The organism is Pseudomonas sp. Kh14 (assembly GCF_900291005.1).
Taxonomy (GTDB): Bacteria; Pseudomonadota; Gammaproteobacteria; order Pseudomonadales; family Pseudomonadaceae; genus Aquipseudomonas; species Aquipseudomonas alloputida.
Map to the genome: position 1 here is coordinate 180761 of NZ_OLKJ01000028.1, position 21548 is coordinate 202308.

The following is a 21548-nucleotide window of genomic DNA, read 5'->3' on the forward strand; positions in this document are numbered from 1 at the left end:
TTTTTCCCTGGGCGGACAGCGGGTTCAAGCCCGCATGGTCGGCCCTATCGAGGTGTTCGACAGATCGTTGAATTCGTATTGGCTGCTGCATTGCCACCTGTAGAAGACCGATCGGAGGCGGCAGGCTGGCCCGAACGGGATTGGCTAAATCGCCAGGCGTAGGTGTTTGCGTAGTAATAAGTGGCGTAGTTCATGAATCTGTCCTCAAAGTGAATCGGTGTTGGTCAAAGGCCTGAAAAACAAAACCCCCGGTCGGGAAGCCGACCGGGGGTTTGAGTATTCTCATGTTCGGCGGCCCCTCTAAGGTGGACGCCGGGTGGGTATCGGCGCCTAGTGGCTAAACCAATACCCAAAGTAATAGCTGGCAGGTGCCACGCAGCCGGCAACGGCCAGCACAGGGCGCGGGCTGCGACCGGTGTGGTTGGCGTGGTTGCGGGTGTGTTTCGGCATGTTGCTCTCCAGTGAATGAGCCCGAGCTTACTTCAGTTCGTGCGGGCCATTCAATGGATAAATGCTATGGGGCCGATCATTTACTTTTGTACTGACTGGTTCAATGGCCGTAGCGCCCGACCAGGCTCTGCGCCCCCAGGGCGTGGCCTTGCAGCAGTTGCAGCAGGCCGCTGCGGTCCAGCCCCTCGGGCAAGGTACCCAAGGGCAGGTCGGTGGCAATCAGGGTCAGGGCGTAATGATGGGGGTTGTCGCCGGCGGGTGGACAGGGGCCGCGGTAGCTCTCGGTGCCACGGGAGTTGCGGCCCACTGTCACGTAGGGCCCGCTCAACCCCGCCATGCCTTCCTTGAGCCCATCGTGTTCGGGATCGATGTTGTAGGCCACCCAGTGCACCACACCCACACCCTTGCCACCGTCCGGGTCGAACATGATCAGGGCCAGCGACCGCGTACCTGCGGGCAGGTTGTCCCAGCTCAGTTGCGGGGTCCGCTCTTCACCGGCACCGCATGCCGGGTCCTGGCCGACCTGTTGCAGGGCAATGACGCCGCCATCGGTGAAAGACGAGGAACTGACCGACATTGCGCCTTGGCCGCCTGCGGCGGCTAACGCTGTGCAGGGCAGCAAAGCAGCGAACAGCCAGTGTCTGAAGTGCATGGTCAATCCTTGGCAGGGCGTCAGGGCTCAGTCTAGACCAGGTCTGCTTCAGCGGCTGTCCTGGTCCTCGGCAGTGCCTCCGCTGGCTCCGGCACCAGAGCCGGTGGCTTCGCCGGTGCTGTTGGAGCCGCCAGAGGCACCGTCGGCGGCATCGGCGTTGCTGCCGGTGTCACTGCTGTCGTTACCTTTGCTGCTACCGGGGCTGTTGACGCTGCTGCCTTCACCGGCGGTCTTGCCGCCGGATTGGTCAGTTTGCGGATGGCTGTCGGTATGGGTGTCGGTGGCGGCGAAGGCAGCGCCGGTGAGGCTGGTCAGGGCCAGCGCCAGGCTCAGGGACAGCGGGCGAATGCGGATCATGGGACTTCTCCTTTGTGCAAGATCTGTCATTCGTTTGGCTGGCAGCTGCTGGCGGGGTGCCTTCTGGGCGACGAGTGGCAATCAACAGGATTCCGAGCGCTGTGCGGTTGCCGGGGTTTCGACCGGCTCCAGCGGCGGATGCTCCTGCGCCGCATGCATCAGGTCTTCGGTCACCCGCAACTCGGCACCGGTTGGCGAGAAGGTGGTAGAAGCGGTGAACGGCGCCGGGTGCTCTGCCGCCGGGCGCTTGCCGCGGCGCCACATGAAGAAGCACACCATGGCCAGGTTGACCACGGCAAACGCCCAGAACAGCCCAGCCTCGCCAAACTCGGTCATCATCGGCGAAATGGCCACCGGTGCCATGGCCGAGCCCAGCGAGTTGATCAGCAGCAGGCCCTGGATCATCGGTACCAGCGCATCGGACGGCGCGCGGTCGGCCGCATGGCTGACCGCCACCGGGTACAGGGTGAACACGCCACCACCCAGCAGGAACAGCATGGCCGGCAGCAGGAACGAGTCCGATGGCAGGAACACCGTTACAAGCGACAGGACAACGCACAACGCGGCCAGCGCGAGCAGCACATCGAGGCGGTCCTTGCGGTCGGACCAGCGCCCGACCGGGTATTGCAGCAGCATCGCGCCAAGGATCACCCAGGCCATCATGTTGCCGACCTCACCCACTTCCAGGCCGATGCGCTGCAGGTACAGTGGCAGTAGCGCATAGATGCCGGCAATCGCTACACCCGAGCCGAAGCAGCCGACCAGGCCCGACGGTGCCACGCCCAGCAACTGGCGGGGCTTGAGGGGTTCGACCTGCTCCAGCAGCGGCGACACCCGCGGCAGGATCACGATCGGCAACACCGACAGGGCGGCCAGCACGCCGGCCAGCATGAACGGGGCGGTATCGCCCAGCTGGGTGATTTCGCCAAGGCCAGCCTGGGCGATCACCCCGGCGCCGTAGAAGGCGATCATGTACAGCGCCAGCAGGCGGCCACGGATCTTTGCGTCACCGGCCAGCAGCAGCCAGCTTTCGATTACCAGGAACACGCCCACTGCGGCCCAGCCGTTGATCAGGCGCAGCACCGACCACCAGGTGACCTCGTAGAACAACCCTTGCAGCAGGATGGTCACGGCGATCAGCGAGGCGAAGCTGGTGTAGGCGCGGATGTGCCCGATGCGCAGGATCAGCCGGTCGTTGAAGATGGCGCCGAGGGTCAGGCCGATGAAGTAGGTCGACGAGACGATACCAATGGTGGTTGCAGACTCACCGGCGGCGCCCAGGCGCAGGGTGGTCAGGGAAGACATGAAGCCGTTGCCCAGGGCAATGATGAACAGCCCGAGCAGGGGCGCCAGCGCCATGGCCAGCAAACGCGGAGACATACGTACCTCTAGTTGGATGAGCGGAATGAGCACCTTCTCGGCGCGCACACCGGCTCGACCCGGCAAGGGGCGAGTGGCGACACGGATGCGACCTGGGCAAGACTCAACCGCTGGGCGCTATGGGAGATGGGCCGGGCGGGGAGGGTTGAGCCTACTTCACATGTACGTTCATGTGTTCAGGCGCTGACTCTGTCATTGCTGCTGGTTGCCACCGTTCAAGGCGACGGGCGAAAAGGAAGCGGGATTCTACGGGCTTGAACGCTTTTGCCCAAGGGGCTCGGGTGTGCGACGAGACGCCGCAGTCTCAGCGCGACATGAACATGTCTTCCACAGACATTTTCGATGGCGGCGCCTGCGGGCGGTGAGATCGGCCCGGTAATCTCGCTGAGTGCGGCATAATGCTGAACCCCACCAAGGAAGGCCCACCATGTTCGCGTCGCTGTTCGCAGTCCTGGCCCCGGTTTTCATCGTCGCCGGCATTGGTTTTGCCTGGGCCCGCAAGGGCCTGGATTACCCCACTGATTTCATCGCCCGGGTGGTGATGACCGTCGGCACACCTTCGCTGGTACTGTCCACCCTCAGTCGTACCGAGCTGGACCCGAATGCCTTTACCAGCATGGCTGTGGCCTGCTTGCTGTGCACCCTGGGGATGGCCTTGGCCGCTTTGCTCGTGTGTCGCGCGTCGGGCATGCACTGGCGGGTACTGCTGCCGGCCTTCATGTTCCCTAACACCGGCAACATGGGCCTGCCGATCAGTTTGTATGCCTTCGGTGAGCATGGCCTGGCCTTGGCCGTGGCATTTTTCCTGACCCTGTCGATCGTTCAGTTCACCATCGGCATGGCCATCTCCGGCACGGCGGCTTCGCTCAAGGCGTTGCTGCGCAACCCTATCGTCATCAGCCTGGCTGGCGCCATGCCCATCATTTTTCTCGATTTCGAACTGCCGCGCTGGCTGGCCAACACCGCAGACCTGCTGGGCGGCATGACCATTCCGCTCATGCTGCTGACCCTGGGGGTATCACTGGCCAGCATTCGCCTGCGTCACGTGGGCAGCGGCATGCTGCTGGGCGGTTTGCGCATTGGCCTGGGGGCTGCGGTGGGCTGGGCAGTGGGCGCGGTACTGGGCATGGACAGCCTGGAGCGTGCGGTGCTGATGGTGCAGTCGGCGATGCCGGTAGCCGTGTTCAACTACCTGATGGCGGTGCGCGCCAACCGTGAACCGGAGCAGGTGGCGAACCTGGTGATGTGCTCGACGGTGCTGTCGTTTGCCTGGTTACCGGTGGTCCTGGCCTGGTGGATGTAGGCCTTTACCGACGATAGTGCCGGTACAGGCTTCGGGCTATTGGGCCAGCAACTGGTCATCCACCCAGCCTTGGCTGGTCAGCACCAGGGTTCGGGTTTCCTTGAGCGGGGTAGCATGGCTGGCCACCGCCTGGCCCAAGCCGGCGATGCTGGCTTTCACCTGAGCATTGGTGGCCCACGCCGGCAACTCGATGATCTTGTAGGCATAGGTCACATTCGACAGCTTCTGTCCGGTTGCCTCGCTCGGCTCACTGAACTGCTCGATTGCCGTCACTTGTGCCTTGCCGAAACACAGCCCAGCGCCTGCCTTGTAGTATTTGCGGCCTTCATCGGTCAGGTCGTAGGCGTAGTAGATATCCGTGCGTGCCGGCGACCACAGCCGGGCCGGTATTTCGGTACGCGAAATTTCCTTCTCGCTGACCACGCCTACCTGCGCCAAGGCGTGCAACGCCTTGTTGGTGCCGTGCACGTCGAAGTCCTGGGTCTTGGTAGGGAACGAACTGATGACGAAACAGTGTGGGTACCGGGTATCCAGGGAGGCCTGGGCAGCCTTGTGGAAACTGGCCTTGATGGTGTCCTGGCTGTCGGAGCAACCGGCCAGTGTTGCCAGCAATGCCAGTGGCACGATCTTCCTGTACATGGTGAAACTTCCTTGGCGACGGATCGTGCGCGATTAAAACCCACGGGTTAGAGCGGCGCAATCGTGGCACGACGGCATCCCTGCAGGGCTGCCGGGGTTACATCACTGTTCGCCCCGGGTATCGATACTGACCACCACCGACATCCCTGGGCGCAGATGCCTGGCAGTCGGCTGGTCGGCATCCACCGTGATGCGCACCGGTATGCGCTGGGCGATCTTGACGAAGTTGCCAGTGGCGTTGTCCGCCTGCAGCAAGGCGAATTCAGAGCCGGTGGCCGGCGAAATCTGCTGCACATGGCCCCGTAGCTTCCGGTGGTTCAGCGCGTCTACGGTAAAGCTCACGGGCTGACCGATACGCACATTGGCCATCTGGGTTTCCTTCATGTTGGCAATCACCCAAAGGGTGTCGGGCACCAGCGCCATGAGCTGCGCGCCGGAGTTGACATAAGCACCCAGGCGGGTGCCGATCTGCCCCAGCTGGCCATCGCGCGGGGCCGTGACGCGGGTGTTGTCGAGGTCGATGCGTGCCAGCTCCACGGCGGCCTTGGCGTTCTCCACCGAGGCCTCGAGTGCGGCCCGGTTGACCACCACGGCCTCACGGTCCTGGCGGGCGATTTCCAGCGCCGCCCTGGCCTGGGCCAGGCTGGCGACGGCAGCGGCCTCGCTGGCACGGGCCAGGTCCAGGTCGCGGCGCGACACCGATCCATCGTTGACCAGCGCCTGGTTGCGGCCGAGGTCAGCCTTGGCCTTGGCCGCCTGGGCCGCAGCATCGCCGATGGCGGCCTGGCGCTGGGCAATGGTCGCTTCGGCGCTTTTGCGCTGCTGCTGGTTGTTGGCCAGGGCCGCCAACTGCTGTTGCAGCTGGGCGCTGGCCTGGGCAAGGCGTTGTTTGTAGATACGGTCGTCCAGTTGCACCAGCAAGTCGCCGGCCTTGACGAACTGGAAGTCATGCACCGGTACATCGACGACGTAGCCGCTGAGCTGCGGGCCGATGATGGTCACCTGGCCCCGCACCAGGGCGTTCTCGGTGCTTTCGATGGCGCTGCTGAATGGCGGCAGGCGCCAGGCATACAGCACCAACAGGATGCCGGCCAACGCCACGGCGGCGAAGCTGATGGATGACAGGATGCGCACCCGCCGCGTGCGTACCGGGCTGGTTGGTTCACTGGGCGGTGTGACGCCCTCCGGGGTTTCGGCGATGGCGGTGGTGGTCGTGGTGCGGGTGTCGTCGGTCATCGGGTGGGCGCGCCGGGGGTAGAGTCGGTAAGGGTGGCCTGACGTTTCACATGCCAGAGCCAGGTACTGCGGATACAGATCCAGATCATGGTCAGGATAGCGATGCTGCCGATCAGCACGAACACATCGTTGTAGGCCATGACGTTCGCTTCACGGGTAGCAGCGCTGGCCAGCAGGCGCATGCCGGCTTCACTGCGCAAGGCAGGGTCGGCAATGATGCCGCCGTAACCGGCACCCCCACTTTGAACGCGGGCATTGACCAGGGGTTCCAGGTAGCTGAGGCGATCCATCAGGTGGCTGGAGTGGAACTTTTCCCGCCAGGTCTGGAAGGTGCCCAACAACGCCGCCCCAATCAGGCCGCCGAGGTTGTTGCAGATGCCGAACAACACCGAAAAACTGACCAGGTTGCGCGGGTTGGCGCGCACATGGCTGATGCCCAGGGCCATCGACGGGCCGAGGAAGAAGGTGCTGCCGAACGCCAGCAGGAACTGGCTCAAGTACATTTGAGCCGGGCGTGTGAGGTTGCTGGAACTGCTGTCCATGAAGGCGCCGGCGGCCATGGCCAGCAGCGAGACGAACAGCGGGATCACCAAATGGTTGGGGTTGATGGTGAGGGCGCTGCTGGCCAGGCCCGTGACAGCGCCTAACAGCATGATCCAGTACAGCGTGCGCATCTGCTCGCTGCCCATGTTCAGCGCCTGCAGGAAACCGACCGCGCCGGTGGACTGTTCCGAGGTCACCATGCGGATCAGCACCACGCACAGGGCCAGACGTATGATGGCGCCACTACCCAACCAGTGGGTCATCAACAAGGGGTTGCGGCGATTGTGCTCGATGGCCAGGCCGCTGAAGACCAGCGCGATCGACGCCGCCAGTGCCACGCCGATCCACGGCGCCTCCAGCCACCAGTCGATGCGCCCCAGTGACAGTACGGCGCAGAGCAGTGCGGTACCGCTGGCGATCAAGGTGAAGGTCAGGAAGTCGAGGGGTTCGAAAGTTTTAAAACGGTCACCGGGCGGCAATTTCAGCAGCAGTACGCAACCCAGTGCGGTGAGTGCCAGGCCCAGCTCGAACAGGTACAACCCGCGCCATTCGGCAATTTGCAGAAGGTCTTCAGAAAAGATCCGTGCCAGCGGTAGCGCCAGCTGCGAGGCGCCCAGGCCCAGTACCATGGCCTTGAGCCGCCATTGCGCCGGGAAGGCCTGAATCATGTAGTACAGCCCCAGCGAGCTGAGCGCCGCGCCGACCATGCCGTGGGCCGCGCGTACGGCGATGGCAGAGTTCAGGTCGTTGACCAGCAGGTGGGCGAAGGTGACCAGCACGTACAGCACCAGGAACACTTCGGTGAAGGCTCGCAGGCCGAACTGTTGGCGGAACTTCACCAACAGCAGGTTGATTGAGACGTTGGTCATCACATAGGCGGCCGGCAGCCAGGCCATTTCCGCGGTGGTTGCACCCAGGGCGCCTTGCAGGAACACCAGGTTGGCGGTGACCAGCGCGTTGCCCAGGCCACCGGTGATTGCCACCAGCAGGCCGACCACGCCGTAGGCCAGACGCTTGGCTGGCGAATGCAGGGGCGTGGAAGGGGAGCCTGGCAGGCTGGGCTTTTCGTGGGGGAGCCACTGGCGGGGGGCGTATTTATCCATCGGCAGACTTTACTTTAGCGGCGCTTGATGCTGCTAGGCGCGTCCTTTGGTTTTTGGGGTGGTGTCGAGATTGAGCGCCGCCCGCTACAACGCTTTGGCCAGAAACTCGGCCGTGCGGCTTGCCTTACACCCGGCCACCACCTGCGGGGTGCCGCTGACCACCACCTTGCCCCCGGAATCCCCGGCCCCCGGGCCAATATCGATCACCCAGTCACTCTGCGCCACCACTCGCATGTCGTGTTCGACCACCACCACGCTATGCCCGCTTTCTACCAGGCGGTTCAGCTGTACCAGCAGCCGGTCGATGTCCTGCGGGTGCAAGCCGTTGGTGGGCTCATCCAGCACATACAGGGTCGCCCCGCGGGCCATGCGCTGCAGTTCGGTCGCCAGCTTGATCCGCTGCGCTTCACCACCGGACAGCTCGGTAGCAGGCTGGCCCAGACGCAAGTAGCCCAGGCCGATATCCTGCAGCACCTGCAGGCAACGGCGGGCAGGCGGTTGCTCGGCAAAAACCTGCAGGGCCTGGTCGACGGTCAACTGCAGCACTTGCGCGATGTTCATGCCTTGCCAGCTCACCGCCAGGGTTTCGGGGTTGTAGCGGGCACCCTGGCAGGTCGGGCAGGGTGCGTACACGCTGGGCATGAACAGCAACTCGACGCTGACGAAACCCTCTCCCTCGCAGTTGGCGCACCGGCCCTTGGCAACGTTGAAGGAAAAGCGCCCGGCGTCGAAGCCCTGTGCCTTGGCCTGCTCGGTAGCCGCGAAGCGTTTGCGCACGTGGTCGAACAGGCCTGTGTAGGTGGCCAGGTTGGAGCGCGGCGTACGGCCGATCGGCTTCTGGTCAACCTGCACCAACCGCTTGATGCTGCCAAGCCCGGCGCTTAGGTGGCCGCTGCTGGTCTGTTCAGGTTCGTCTTCCAGGCTCTGCGCTTCGGGCTCGCTACGTTGCTCGGCATGGCCCAGGTGTGCCCCCACCAGTTCCAGCAGGGCCTGGCTGACCAGGCTGGATTTGCCCGAGCCGGAAATACCGGTAACGGCGGTAAAGCAGCCCAGCGGAAATGCAGCGCTCAGGTTATCGAGGTTATTGCGCGTGATGCCTTCAAGCTTCAGCCAGTCGCGGGGCTGGCGGGGGGCGCGTGTGGGCTGTACCGGTGCATCGAACAGGTAGGTGCGGGTGCATGACTGTTGCACCTCGGCCAGGCCGGCAGGCGGCCCGCTGTAGAGGATGGTGCCGCCGTGTTCGCCGGCAGCTGGCCCTACATCCACCAGCCAGTCGGCGCGGCGCATGGTGTCCAGGTCGTGCTCCACCACATACACCGAGTTGCCAGCCTGTTTCAGGCGCTGCAGGGCTTCGAACAGCGCTTCACTGTCGGCCGGGTGCAAGCCGGCCGACGGCTCGTCGAGTACGTAAACCACGCCAAACAGCTGCGAATTCAGCTGGGTGGCCAGGCGCAGGCGTTGCAGTTCCCCAGAAGACAAGGTCGGGGTGCTGCGCTCCAGGGCCAGGTAACCGAGGCCGAGGTCAAGCAGCGTATCAATGCGTTCGAGCAGCTCGTTGGCGATGCGTTGGGCCGCCAGGCGTTTTTCCAGTGTCAGCTCGTCCTGCTGCCGGGTCAGGTAGTCGGCTGCCGCCACCTTGCGGAACACCTCGGCCAGCGCCTGCAACGACAGGTGCGACAGTTCGGCGATGTCCAGCCCGGCGAAGGTCACGCTCAGCGCTTCGCGCTTCAGGCGTTTGCCCTGGCACAGCGGGCAGGGGCTGGGGCGCATATACTGGGCCACACGCTTGCGCATCTGCGCGCTCTGCGAGTGCATGAAGGTATGCAGCACGTAACGCCGGGCACCCATGAACGTGCCTTGATAGCTGGGCTCCAGCTTGCGCTTGAGCGCTTCGCGGGTCTGCGCCGGGGTCAGGCCGGCATACACGGGGGCGGTGGGCGTCTCTTCAGTGAACAGGATCCAGTCGCGCTGCGCCTGAGGCAGGTCGCGCCAAGGGATATCGACGTCATAGCCCAGCGTGACCAGGATGTCGCGCAGGTTTTGCCCTTGCCACGCCATTGGCCACGCCGCCACCGCACGCTCACGGATGGTCAGCGACGGGTCGGGAACCATGGTCGCTTCGGTCACCTCGTAGACACGGCCCAGGCCATGGCACTGCGGGCAAGCGCCCTGGGGCGTGTTCGGAGAAAAGTCTTCGGCGTACAGCATCGCTTGCCCGGCCGGGTAATGGCCTGCGCGGGAGTAAAGCATTCGGATCGAACTGGACAAGGTGGTCACGCTACCCACCGAGGAGCGTGCACTCGGCGTGCCGCGTTGCTGCTGCAGGGCCACCGCCGGCGGCAGGCCATCGATGGCATCCACATCCGGCACGCCAACCTGGTCGATCAGGCGCCGGGCATAGGGCGCGACCGATTCGAAATAGCGGCGCTGGGCTTCGGCATACAGCGTGGAGAATGCCAGCGAAGACTTGCCCGAGCCAGACACGCCGGTGAACACCACCAAGGCGTCGCGGGGGATATCGACATCAATGTTCTTCAGGTTGTGCTCGCGGGCGCCACGGACGCGGATGAAACCGCTTGGGGTGGTCGGGCTTGGAGGCATGAAGCAGTCCTTGTCTGAAGCTGAGCAGTGAGCCCAAGGTAACAGCAACTGCAGCGGCCCTCCAAAAGGCGCGCAAACATTCCGAATGTTGAGCGCTCCCTTGCTGACACAGCTTTCTCTCTCCGACTGGTTCCGCTGGGCGGAACCACATTCGTTTGTGATCCCGCGTCACTCGCGCTTATCTGTGAACCAAGCACGACCTGCCTCACCTGTCGTGACCTGAAGGCGAACAACAAGAACGGGAAACCACCCGCGCGAGGAGACTCCACATGTCCCGACATCAGCATATCCAGGCCTGGCTCGCCGACGTGGCCAGCGACCTGCACGCGATCCGTCACGATATCCACGCTCACCCGGAATTGGGCTTTGAAGAAAGCCGCACCTCGGCATTGGTCGCCCGACTGCTGGAGGAATGGGGCTATGAAGTGCACACCGGTATCGGCAAGACCGGCGTGGTCGGCGTGCTGCGCAATGGCAGTAGCCCCCGCCGGCTGGGCCTGCGCGCCGACATGGACGCGCTGCCCATCCACGAAGCAACGGGCGCGGCATACAGCAGCCACCACCCAGGCTGCATGCACGCCTGTGGTCATGACGGGCACACCACCATGCTGCTTGGCGCCGCGCGCTACCTGGCGGCAACCCGGCAGTTCGACGGCACGCTGATACTGATCTTCCAGCCGGCCGAGGAGGGCCAGGGCGGGGCCGAGGCGATGCTGGCCGACGGCCTGCTGGAGCGCTTCCCATGTGATGCGCTATTCGGCATGCACAACATGCCAGGGCTGCCGGCCGGGCACCTGGGGTTTCGTGAAGGGCCGATGATGGCTTCGCAAGACCTGCTGACGGTGACCCTGGACGGGGTGGGTGGCCATGGCTCGATGCCGCACCTGACCGTCGACCCGCTGGTGGCGGCCGCCAGTGTGGTGATGGCGCTGCAAACCGTGGTGGCGCGCAATATCGATGCGCAGGAGGCGGCAGTGGTCACCGTCGGCGCGTTGCAGGCCGGCGAAGCGGCCAACGTGATTCCGCAACAGGCGCTGTTGCGCCTTAGCCTGCGCGCGCTGAACGCCGAGGTGCGGGCGCAGGCCCTTGAGCGGGTGCGGGCAATCATCGTCAGTCAGGCCGAGAGCTTTGGTTGCCGCGCCAGCATCGAGCACCGCCCGGCCTACCCGGTGCTGGTTAACCATGCCGCTGAAAACGCCTTTGCCACCCAGGTAGGGGTCGAGTTGCTGGGCGCCCAGGCAGTGGATGGCAACACCCGCAAGCTGATGGGCAGCGAAGACTTCGCCTGGATGCTGCAGCGCTGCCCGGGGGCCTACCTGTTCATCGGCAATGGTGTATCCCGGCCGATGGTGCACAACCCGGCCTACGACTTCAACGACGACATCCTGCTGACCGGCGCCGCCTACTGGGGCGCGCTGGCAGAGCGCTGGCTGGCACCTGCCTGATTGTCCCTTTTTGACCACTGCCGCTGGAACCCGGGCGCGACTGCGCCTGGGCGATCACCCAATCATTGTGTGGAGTGTTCCCTATGCAGACTTCGAGCACCGGCGTGTCGCGTACCCGGCAAGTGGTGGCCGCCGTTATCGGCAACGCCCTGGAATGGTATGACTTTATCGTGTATGGCTTTCTGGCCAGCATCATCGCCCGGCAGTTCTTCCCGTCCGACGACGCGTACGCCTCGCTGCTGATGGCCCTTGCCACCTTCGGCGTCGGGTTTTTCATGCGCCCGGTGGGCGGCGTGCTGCTGGGCATGTATTCCGACCGCAAGGGCCGCAAGGCGGCCATGCAGATGATCATCCGCCTGATGACCGTGTCCATCGCCATGATCGCCTTCGCGCCCGACTACCTGGCCATCGGCATGGCTGCGCCGCTGCTGATCGTGGTGGCGCGCATGCTGCAAGGCTTTGCCACCGGTGGTGAATATGCCAGCGCCACGGCATTTCTGGTGGAAAGCGCACCTGCCCACCGCAAGGGCCTGTATGGTTCGTGGCAATTGGTAGGGCAGTGCCTGGCGGTGTTTTCCGGGGCGGCAATGGTGGCGTTGGTTACCCACCTGTGCTCGCCTGAGGCGCTGGACAGCTGGGGCTGGCGCATCCCGTTCGTGCTGGGCCTGCTGATCGGGCCGGTCGGGCTGTGGATTCGCAAGCATATGGAGGAGCCTGAGGCGTTTGTCGAGGCGCGTCGCCATGCCAAGGGCCAGTCGCCCAGCCTGTGGCAGGTGCTGCGTGAACACCGGCGCAGCCTGCTGGTGTCGATGGGGTTGGCCTGCGGCGCCACGGTATCGTTCTACGTGGTGCTGGTGAACATGCCGACCTTCGCCCACAAAAGCCTAGGCCTGCCGCTGGACCAGGTGCTGCTGGTGCAGATGCTCGCCGTGGGGCTGATGACCCTCGTGATTCCGTTGTCCGGGGCGCTGTCTGACCGGCTGGGGCGGCGCCCGGTGCTGATGGCCTTCACCCTGGCGTTCTTCGTGATGGTCTACCCACTGTATGTGTGGGTGGCCGCTGCGCCTTCACTGGAGCGCCTGTTGGTCATGCAACTGCTGTTGTGCACGGCCATCGGTGGTTTCTTCGGCCCGGCACCTACTGCCCTGGCCGAACAGTTCCCGGTCCAGGTGCGTTCCACCGGCGTGTCGGTGGCCTACAACGTGGCGGTGATGGTGTTCGGTGGCTTTGCCCCGTTGATCGTGACCTGGCTCACCCAGGTGCTCGGCACCCCGGTGGCGCCGGCGTTCTACGTGCTGTTTGCCTGCCTGCTGACATTGCTGGGCACCTATTGCCTGAAAGAAGCACCGCGGGCAGTCAAGCCTGCCGCCTTCAACCTTGGAGTAAAACCGTGAAGCCGCTAGCCATCGACCCCATTGTTGCCCTCGATGCCGAGGCACTGTCCCAGGCCATCCATGCCCGCCAGTTGTCATGCCGGGAGGTGATGCAGGCCTACCTGGGGCATGTGGAGCGCTTCAATCGGCAGGTCAATGCACTGGTCTCGCTGCGCCCGGCCGAAGTGCTGCTGGCCGAGGCCGAGACGCGTGACCGCGAACTGGCCTGTGGCCATTCGCGCGGCTGGATGCATGGCATGCCGCAGGCAATCAAGGACCTCGCCGCCACGGCCGGGCTGCGTACCACGCTCGGCTCGCCGCTGTTTGCCGAGCAGGTACCCGAGCAGGATGCGATCAGCGTGGCGCGGGTGCGGGCGAGCGGGGCATTGATCATGGGCAAGAGCAATGTGCCCGAGTTTGGCCTGGGCTCGCAAAGCTACAACCCCTTGTTTGGCACCACCACCAACGCCTACGACCCGTCGCGGGTGGCGGGTGGCAGCAGCGGTGGGGCTGCAGCGGCGCTGGCCATGCGCTTGCTGCCGGTGGCCGACGGCAGCGACATGATGGGCTCGCTGCGCAACCCGGCGGCGTTCAATAACCTGTTCGGCCTGCGCCCATCGCAGGGCCGCGTGCCGCATGGGCCGGCGCCCGAGCTGTTCGTGCAGCAGCTGGCCACAGAAGGGCCGATGGGCCGCAGTGTGGTCGACGTGGCGCGGCTGCTGTCGATACAGGCGGGTGTTGATGCGCGGGCGCCGCTGTCGCTAAGTGAAGGCCGGCGCGATTTTGCCGTTGGCTTGCCGCGCGATTTTCGCGGTGTACGGGTGGGCTGGCTGGGCGACTACAACGGCTATCTGCCGATGGATGACGGGGTAATGAGCCTGTGCGAGTCGGCGCTGGCCGACTTTGCCGAGCTGGGCTGCCAGGTCGAGGCCTGCCAGCCGGCATTCGACCTGGCGCGCTTGTGGCAATGCTGGCTGACCCACCGCCACTTCCTGGTGCATGGCAACCTCGGCGCAGCCTATGCCGACCCCGGCAAGCGCGCATTGCTCAAGCCCGAAGCACAGTGGGAGGTGGAAGGTGGCTTGCAGCTGAGTGCGGCGGCGCTGTACCAGGCTTCGTTGGACCGCAGCGACTGGTACCGCGCCATGGGCAAGCTGTTCGAGCGTTACGACTTTCTGCTGTTGCCCTCGGCCCAGGTGTTCCCTTTCGATGCACGCCAGCCATGGCCGACGGTGGTTGGGGGGCGGGCAATGGACACCTACCACCGCTGGATGGAAGTGGTGATCGGGCCGACCCTGGCCGGTTTGCCGAGCATCAGCGTGCCGGTGGGGTTCAATGCCGCCGGGTTGCCCATGGGCCTGCAAATCATCGGCCCGGCGCAGGCCGACCATGCCGTGTTGCAGCTGGCATATGCCCATGAACAGCTCACCCGCTGGGTGGCGCGCTGCCCGCCACAAAGCCTGCTTGCGCCATGAAAGCATGGGCAGGCGCGGATCTTGCTGGCTATCCTGACCATCCCGCTACAAGGAGGTCATACCCATGGGCATCACGGCAGACAGCGGCGGCGTGCGTTCGGTGGAGCGGGCACTGGCCATTGTCGACCTGCTGGGCGAGCACCAGGCGTTGGGCCTGGAAGAACTGCACTACCTGACGGCGCTGCCCAAGGCCACGGTGTCGCGCATGATCGCCACCTTGCAGGCGCAAGGCTGGGTGTACCGCGGCCTTGCCGACCGGCGCTACCGGCTGTGCGCGCGACGCCTGTTCGGTGACCGCCAGTTGCGTTTCAAGCGGCGCCTGGTGGAAAGCGCAGCGCCCATGCTGCTGGAGCTGAGTGAGCGCACCGGGCTGGTCGCTGACCTGTCGTGTTTCGACGGCCAGCGGCTGGAGGTGATGGAAAGCGCCATTCCCCAGGTGCTGCGCAAGCGCTATCCGCACACCAGTCAGATTGTTGGGCAGCATGCCAGCCTGTTTCATTCGGCGATGGGGCGGGCGTGCCTGGGGGAGCTGGCGGTGGACGAAGTGCAGCGCCTGGCGGCCCATGAGCGGCTGGGTGATGACGGGTTGTTGCGCGATATCGAAGAGCAAGCGCACAAGGGCTTTGGTCAGCGCACCGAGGGCTACTGGGAATACCCGGTGCGCCTGCCGTTCCTGATCCGCGCCATTGCCTTGCCGGTACATGCCGAAGGGCGCCTGGTCGGCAGCATTGCCTTGCAATGGCCGCTGGATCAGGCGCCGGTGGAGCGGGTGTCGAGCCTGCACCTGAGCAGTTTGGCGACCACTGTGGGGGAAGTGCAGCGGGCCTTGGCTGTTTGATGTTTCCTGCACCGGTTTCTTCGCGGGTAAGCCACAGACGCGTGCATTGCCAGTAACACCCACAGAGCCTGCGGGGCGTTACTGGCCCTCCCGAAATCCGCTAGGGCTCACCCCCGCCTGCTTGCGAAAGAACCGGCTGAAATACCCCACATCGGCAAACCCCAGCTCATGGGCGATCTCTTTCACGCTCAGGCTCGAATGCCCGAGCATGCGCTTGGCCTCCAGGACCAGTCGGGCATTGATCACATTCATCGGCGTCATGCCCAGGTGTTCCTGGCACAACCGCCCCAACGTCACCAGGGTCATGCCCAACTCGGCGGCGTATTCCGCCAGTGGCCAGTGCGCGCGGTAGTGCATGTCTACCAGCTCGCGAAAAGCCGTCAGTTGCTGGCTGCGTCTTGATACTGGGCGCTGCTCACCTGCGGGCATGTACGGCTCATGGCGCAGGACATGGATCATCAGTGCCAGCAATAGCGCCATGCTGCTGGCCACATGCTCGCGGGCGCGGTTGTGGTATTCCTCGCGCAGGGCCCGAAACAGGGGCAACAACGGGTCTTCATCGGCGGCCCAGTGGGGCAGGGCAATCACCTGTGGTTTGCGCAGTTGCACCCGCACGTTGGGTGCCAGCACCTGAGCGATGCTATCCAGCGGGTGCTGCGCAGCCGTGATTACCTGGCCTTCTACCTGGCTGGCCCAATGAAATCCATGCACCACCTGCGCCGGGACGTACACCACGCAGGGTGCATGAACCTGAAACCGGTCACTGTCGAACAGCACCTCGCCGCCACCGCTTTGCAGGTACAACAGCTGCAACAAGCCTTCGTGACGGTGTGCGGCAATCTCCCAGTTGTGCGCGCCAGAGCGCTGGGATATCTGCTCCACATGCAAGGCTTCGTGCCACACTGGCTGCGCGGTTTCACCGTACAGGGCGTAATTGGGGATCTTGTTCATGGTGTTGTAATTGTTCTGGTCAGTACCCGCTACTGTGCCATAGCTGCCCGCAGGCTTCAGGGCGCAGTGGGCAAATTGACGGGAATGTGGGGCTGGTTGCAGGTTTTGTCCATTCTGCCGGTGGGCCTGCCGGCCATAGCCTGTTGCCCAGAACAAGCAACGCTCTGGAGAACAGCATGCACAACAACAAGATCCTTTCTCAGTGGCTAGGCCTGGAGTCGGCCGTATGCGTGGTGACCGGCGCGGCCGGCGGCATTGGTGCAGCGTTGGCCGCAGCCTTGGTGGAGCAGCAGGCCCACGTGGTGCTGCTTGACCGCGACCTGGACAAATGCCGCGAACTGGCGGCCACCCTGGGGGAACACAGTGCAGGCGAAGTCAGTGCCCTGGCCTGCGACATTGCCGACCCGGCCAGCGTGGAGCAGGCTGCGGCCCAGGTACAGGCGCTGCATGGGCGCTGCGATGTACTGGTCAACAATGCCAGCGTGCTGCGCCCCGGCGCGCTGGACACGCTAAGCCTGGAACAATGGAACCAGGTGCTGGCGGTCAACCTCAGTGGCTACCTCTTGTGTGCCCAGGCCTTTGGCCGTTCCATGCTGGACTGCGGCCAGGGCCGTATCGTGCATGTGGCCTCGATTGCAGCACATTACCCGCAACCCAACAGTGGCGCCTACAGCGCGGCGAAGGCAGGCGTCAGCATGTTGTCGCGGCAGATTGCCGTGGAATGGGGGCCACGCGGTGTGCGCAGCAACGCCGTATGCCCGGGTTTGATCCGCACGCCATTGTCGGCGGCGTTCTATGCCGACCCACAGGTGGAGCGCCGGCGTAGCGCCATGACCGCCAACCAGCGCATCGGTGAACCGCAAGACATCGCCGAAGCCGTGCTGTTTCTGGCCAGCCGCCGCGCCGACTATATCAACGGCGCCGAGCTGACCGTGGATGGCGGACTGGAAAGCATGCCCATGGCATTGATCCCGCGCCCTGGCTTCGAGGGGGCAGGCCAATGAATACGCGTAGCTGCGATGTACTGGTCATCGGTGCGGGTGCTGGCGGCCTGGCGACAGCCATCACGGCGAAAAAGCTTGGCCTGGATGTGATCGTCATCGAAAAGGAGGAGTGCTTCGGCGGCACCACGGCGTTTTCCGGCGGCGTATTGTGGGTGCCGGGCACCCGGCACGGGGGCAATGACAGCCAAGCAGCGGCCATGACCTACCTGCGCAACGAAACCGGTGCCTGCTTCGATGCGGCCGGGGTGGAGGCATTCTTGCGCTACGCGCCGCAGATGGTTGAGTTTTTCGAGCGCGAGACGGCAGTCAAGTTCGTGCCCACGCTGTACCCAGATTATCACCCGCAGGTGGAAGGCGGCGTCGATGTGGGTCGCTCGATACTGGCCGCACCTTACGACATCCGTGGTCTGGGGCCCGACATGGCGCGGCTGCGCCCGCCGCTGAAGACCATCACCTTCATCGGCATGATGTTCAATTCGTCGAATGCCGACCTCAAGCACTTCTTCAATGTCACCCGTTCGTTGACCTCGTTCGCCTACGTGGCCAAACGCCTGCTGACCCATTTGAAGGAGCTGGCCTTGTACCGACGCGGCACCCAGGTCACCAGTGGCAATGCCCTGGCGGCACGGCTGGTACGCTCGGCACTGGACCTGGGCATTCCGATTCTCACAGGTACCCCGGCGCGGCAGTTGCTGCGCGAAGGGGCGCGGGTAGTGGGGGCGGTGACCGGGCAGGCCGGCAGCGAGCAGCGCATCGAGGCCCGGCGTGGGGTGGTGCTGGCCTGTGGCGGTTTCTCCCATGACCTGCAACGGCTGCGCCAGGCCTACCCGCATGTACGGCGTGGCGGCGAGCATTTTTCACCGGTGCCAGCGGGCAACACCGGCGATGGTGCGCGCATGGCCGAGGCGCTGGGAGCAAAGGTCGATATCTGCCTGCAGGCACCTGCAGCCTGGATGCCGGTATCGAAGGTGCCGGTGGGTGGTGGGCGGCATATTGCCTTTCCGCATTTGCTCGACCGCTACAAGCCGGGTGTGATCGGCGTGCTGCGTTCGGGGCAGCGATTCACCAACGAGTCGAATGCCTACCACGACGTAGGCGCAGCGCTGATCGAGGCGTGTTCCGACCAGGCAGAAACCGCCATGTGGCTGGTGTGCGACCGCCGCACCCTGGCCAAGTACGGGCTGGGCTTTGCCAAGCCTGCGCCGATGCCGCTGGGGCCATTGCTGCGCAACGGTTACCTGCTCAAGGGCCAGACCCTGGCGGAGTTGGCCGGCAAGGCCGGTATCGATGCGCAAGGGCTGGAGCAGACTGTGCGCGAGTACAACCTTGGCGCTGTCCACGGTGAAGACCGTCAGTTCGGCCGCGGCAGCACCAGCTTCAATCGCTACCTGGCCGACCCGCAGCAACAACCCAACCCGTGCGTAGCGCCGGTTGGCGAGGGACCGTACTTTGCCGTGAAAGTGATCATGGGCGATCTGGGCACTTTCGACGGGCTGCGCACCCGTGTGACCGGTGAAGTGTTGGCGGCCGACGGGCAAGTCATCGACGGCCTGTATGCGGTGGGTAACGACCGCGCCAGCATCATGGGCGGCAACTACCCCGGGGCGGGCATCACCCTGGGGCCGATCATGACCTTTGCCTACATCACCGGGCGCCATCTGGCGGGTGTCGAGCAGGGGCTGGCGGCGGGCAACGCACAGGAGGTGGCGTGATGGACAAGCCTGTGGTCGACCACCGCATCTACACGATTCGCCCACGCGGCATGGCGGCCTTTCTCGAGGCGTTCGACCAGCTGGCGATGCCGATTCTGCTGCGCCACCTCGGTGCACCCCTGGCGTTTTACACCAGCAGCATCGGGCCGTTGAACCAGGTGGTGCACTTGTGGGGCTATGACAGCCTCGATGACTTCGAGAAGCGCAGCGCAGCGCGGGATGCCGACCCGGACTTTGCCGCGTACCTGCATGCCACCCGCGACCTGGTGGTGGCTCAGGAAACACGCATCATAAGGCCTGTGCGCTTACCCAGCCTTTTCCACTAGGGCTGCGACAAACACCGTCATAAAAACAACAACAGGTGATACCTATGAACAACACACTCGACGTGCGCCAACTGATCGACCAGCAACCCATCGGCCGCTACCAGAAATGGGTGGTGTTCCTCGGCTTTCTCATCATCGCCCTGGACGGCCTGGACGTCGCCATCATCGGCTTCATTGCCCCGCAATTGAAAAGCGACTGGGGCCTGGATGCGCAAAGTCTGGGCCCGGTACTGAGCGCCGCATTGATCGGCCTGGCACTCGGCGCCCTGATTGCCGGCCCCTTGGCGGACCGTTACGGGCGCAAGGCGGTGTTGCTGTGCAGCGTCCTGCTGTTCGGCCTCTGGACACTGGCCTCGGCCTTTGCACCCAACCTGGAAGCCCTGGTCGCGTTGCGCTTTCTGACTGGCCTGGGCCTGGGCGCAGCCATGCCCAATGCCAGCACCCTGGTCAGCGAGTATGCCCCGGCACGCAGCCGCTCGCTGCTCATTACCCTGGCATTCTGCGGCTTCTCCCTGGGCGCGGCGGCAGGTGGTTTCGTCAGCGCCTGGATGATTCCGAACCTGGGCTGGCGCAGTGTCTTGGCATTGGGTGGGGTGTTGCCGCTAATGGTCCTGCCGTTGCTGTATTGGCGCCTGCCGGAGTCGGTGACGTTCCTGGTCAGCAAAGGGGCGGACCGCAAGCGCATTCTGGCCATTGTCCGTCGCCTGGCACCTGAGCATGTCAACGCCGACACGACCTTTGTCTTGCCCGGTAAAGCCCAGGCCGCAGGCGGTGCAATCGGCACCATCCTCTCTGCGCGGTATCGCTTTGGTACCTGCATGCTCTGGGGCGGGTACGTGCTGGCGCTGTTCCTGGTCTATCTGTTCAGCGGCTGGTTGCCGACGCTGGTAAAGGAGGGGGGCGGGTTTTCGGTGGCCGAAGCGGCCATCGTCACCGCCTGCTTCCAGATTGGCGGCCCGTTGGGGGCGATTACGGTGGGTTGGGCCATGGATCGCTACCCGGCGCAGCGCGTGCTGGTACTGACCTTCCTGTTCAGTGGTGCGGTGATTTTTGCAATTGGTCAGGTCGCTGCGGACTTCGCCTGGTTGTGTGCGGTTGCGAGCGCTGTGGGCTTTGGCCTTAATGGGGCAAGTGTTGGCATGAATGCACTGGCGGCGGCTTTTTACCCGACTGAAGCACGGGCGACCGGCGCCAGCTGGATGAGCGGCATCGGGCGCCTGGGTGCGATTCTCAGTGCCTTTGCCGGGGCACAGATGCTGGCGCTGGGCTGGAGTTTTGCCCAGGTGTTCGCTTCGTTGTTGCTACCCGCAGGGTTGGCGGCTTTGGCGGTATGGCTGCAGGGGCGAAATGCGGCGTCACGGCTTAGCGTTCCAGGTTGTACATCCGGCACCCCGGCTGCAGCGCCAGCAGGTTCGGCTCCCACTCCCTAGCCTTCGGGAACACAGCCCCTGTCTGAAGCCATACGCTCGATCAACGCCCACAACGCCGCATCATTGAAATCGTCGACAACCAGCCTGGCGCCCGCCGCCAGCAACCGCTCCGGGGTCTGCGTCGTGGCCACGCCCACGGTAAAGATCCCCGCGCCACTGGCTGCAGCCGTCCCCGGCAATGAGTCCTCGAAGGCCAGCGCTTGCCCGGCCTCGGCACCCAGGCGCTGCAGGCCGGTGAGGTAGGGCAGCGGGTCCGGTTTGGGCCGCGCCAGTTCTTCGGCCACCAGCACATGTTCAAAGTGCTGGCCAAGGCCCATGGCGTTCAGCATGTGCTCGGCGTTCAGCCGCGGTGCGTTGGTCACCACACACATGCCGATGTCATGGGCCTGGGCATGCTCCAGCAGGCGCAACAGGCCCGGCATCGGTTCAAGCGACGGCGACATTGCGCGAAACAGCGCTTCCTTGCGGTCGGCCAACGCCTGGCACTGTTCGACGCTGGCGCCGCTGAACAGCTCGGCGAACAGCTCGCCGTTGGCGCGGCCGCTGACCTGGGCGTCGAACTGCGCCTGGCTCAGCTCGCGGCCGTCGTGTTCACGCAGCAGTTGGCGAAAGGCCTGCAGGTGCAGGGTGTCAGTGTCGGTGAGGGTACCGTCAAGGTCGAACAGCAGGGCGGTCAGCATGGGATATCCAGATGAAAAAACACAAGCCAGGGGATCATAACCAAAGCTGA

At 64.5% G+C, this 21548-nt stretch carries 18 protein-coding genes; 9 read left to right on the top strand and 9 right to left on the bottom strand.

The genetic code is table 11. From position 1 onward, the window contains the following. Positions 1-550: 550 nt before the first annotated feature. The 3 genes from FQ668_RS14645 to FQ668_RS14655 form a co-directional block, all read right to left on the bottom strand. Positions 551-1102: a YbhB/YbcL family Raf kinase inhibitor-like protein gene (locus FQ668_RS14645; RefSeq protein WP_019438462.1), complete on the bottom strand. Its 552-nt coding sequence runs from the start codon at positions 1100-1102 to the stop codon at positions 551-553. Between the two features lie 48 nt (positions 1103-1150). Beyond that, the gene (locus FQ668_RS14650) at positions 1151-1459 is read right to left on the bottom strand and encodes a hypothetical protein (protein WP_019438461.1); all 309 of its coding nucleotides are present in this window, start codon (positions 1457-1459) and stop codon (positions 1151-1153) included. Between the two features lie 81 nt (positions 1460-1540). Next, positions 1541-2839 (bottom strand): MFS transporter, encoded by a 1299-nt coding sequence (locus FQ668_RS14655; RefSeq protein WP_019438460.1) that lies wholly within the window; start codon positions 2837-2839, stop codon positions 1541-1543. Positions 2840-3266: 427 nt separating this feature from the next. Here FQ668_RS14655 and FQ668_RS14660 point away from each other — a divergent pair, with 427 nt between their 5' ends. Further along, positions 3267-4142 (top strand): AEC family transporter, encoded by an 876-nt coding sequence (locus FQ668_RS14660; protein WP_014591064.1) that lies wholly within the window; start codon positions 3267-3269, stop codon positions 4140-4142. A 36-nt stretch (positions 4143-4178) separates the two neighbouring features. Here FQ668_RS14660 and FQ668_RS14665 read toward each other — a convergent pair whose 3' ends face one another. From FQ668_RS14665 to FQ668_RS14680, 4 genes are all read right to left on the bottom strand, one after another. Continuing rightward, positions 4179-4781, bottom strand: a complete 603-nt coding sequence (locus tag FQ668_RS14665) for a hypothetical protein (protein WP_019438459.1) — start codon at positions 4779-4781, stop codon at positions 4179-4181. Between the two features lie 102 nt (positions 4782-4883). Continuing rightward, positions 4884-6017, bottom strand: coding sequence for an HlyD family secretion protein (locus FQ668_RS14670; RefSeq protein ID WP_019438458.1), 1134 nt, complete (start codon positions 6015-6017; stop codon positions 4884-4886). Further along, a complete protein-coding gene (locus tag FQ668_RS14675) occupies positions 6014-7663 on the bottom strand; it encodes an MFS transporter (RefSeq protein ID WP_014591061.1) in 1650 nt (549 codons plus the stop codon). The genes FQ668_RS14670 and FQ668_RS14675 overlap by 4 nt, the downstream gene beginning before the upstream one ends. Before the next feature lie 84 nt (positions 7664-7747). After that, positions 7748-10264, bottom strand: coding sequence for an excinuclease ABC subunit UvrA (locus FQ668_RS14680; protein WP_019438457.1), 2517 nt, complete (start codon positions 10262-10264; stop codon positions 7748-7750). 269 nt (positions 10265-10533) lie between these two features. Between FQ668_RS14680 and FQ668_RS14685 the strand changes: the two genes are divergently transcribed. The 4 genes from FQ668_RS14685 (at position 10534) to FQ668_RS14700 (ending at position 15395) form a co-directional block, all read left to right on the top strand. Further along, the gene (locus FQ668_RS14685; RefSeq protein ID WP_014591059.1) at positions 10534-11709 is read left to right on the top strand and encodes a M20 aminoacylase family protein; all 1176 of its coding nucleotides are present in this window, start codon (positions 10534-10536) and stop codon (positions 11707-11709) included. Between the two features lie 83 nt (positions 11710-11792). Further along, positions 11793-13103: a citrate-proton symporter gene (locus tag FQ668_RS14690; RefSeq protein WP_014756638.1), complete on the top strand. Its 1311-nt coding sequence runs from the start codon at positions 11793-11795 to the stop codon at positions 13101-13103. Continuing rightward, positions 13100-14557: an amidase gene (locus tag FQ668_RS14695; RefSeq protein WP_019438456.1), complete on the top strand. Its 1458-nt coding sequence runs from the start codon at positions 13100-13102 to the stop codon at positions 14555-14557. Before FQ668_RS14690 ends, FQ668_RS14695 begins: the two co-directional genes overlap by 4 nt. Before the next feature lie 64 nt (positions 14558-14621). Beyond that, on the top strand, positions 14622-15395 hold the full coding sequence (locus FQ668_RS14700; protein ID WP_004374195.1) for an IclR family transcriptional regulator: 774 nt from the start codon (positions 14622-14624) through the stop codon (positions 15393-15395). 78 nt (positions 15396-15473) lie between these two features. Here the strand turns inward: FQ668_RS14700 and FQ668_RS14705 are convergent, their stop codons facing one another. Next, positions 15474-16346 (bottom strand): helix-turn-helix domain-containing protein, encoded by an 873-nt coding sequence (locus FQ668_RS14705; protein ID WP_026031933.1) that lies wholly within the window; start codon positions 16344-16346, stop codon positions 15474-15476. A 176-nt stretch (positions 16347-16522) separates the two neighbouring features. On the opposite strand from FQ668_RS14705, the gene FQ668_RS14710 reads away from it, so the two are divergent. From FQ668_RS14710 to FQ668_RS14725, 4 genes are read left to right on the top strand one after another with little or no spacing between them, the layout of a single operon-like run. After that, positions 16523-17350: an SDR family NAD(P)-dependent oxidoreductase gene (locus FQ668_RS14710; protein WP_004374198.1), complete on the top strand. Its 828-nt coding sequence runs from the start codon at positions 16523-16525 to the stop codon at positions 17348-17350. Then, positions 17347-19062, top strand: a complete 1716-nt coding sequence (locus FQ668_RS14715) for an FAD-dependent oxidoreductase (protein WP_019438454.1) — start codon at positions 17347-17349, stop codon at positions 19060-19062. Before FQ668_RS14710 ends, FQ668_RS14715 begins: the two co-directional genes overlap by 4 nt. Further along, positions 19062-19388 carry an NIPSNAP family protein gene (locus tag FQ668_RS14720; protein ID WP_004374204.1) on the top strand — a complete coding sequence of 109 codons (327 nt, stop codon included), beginning with the start codon at positions 19062-19064 and terminating at the stop codon, positions 19386-19388. Before FQ668_RS14715 ends, FQ668_RS14720 begins: the two co-directional genes overlap by 1 nt. A 44-nt stretch (positions 19389-19432) precedes the next feature. Further along, on the top strand, positions 19433-20818 hold the full coding sequence (locus tag FQ668_RS14725; RefSeq protein ID WP_014591053.1) for an MFS transporter: 1386 nt from the start codon (positions 19433-19435) through the stop codon (positions 20816-20818). Here the strand turns inward: FQ668_RS14725 and FQ668_RS14730 are convergent. Then, complete coding sequence (locus tag FQ668_RS14730) at positions 20815-21498, bottom strand: HAD family phosphatase (RefSeq protein ID WP_004374207.1); 684 nt, start codon at positions 21496-21498, stop codon at positions 20815-20817. The two genes, FQ668_RS14725 and FQ668_RS14730, sit on opposite strands and share 4 nt — an antisense overlap. Positions 21499-21548 lie beyond the last annotated feature (50 nt).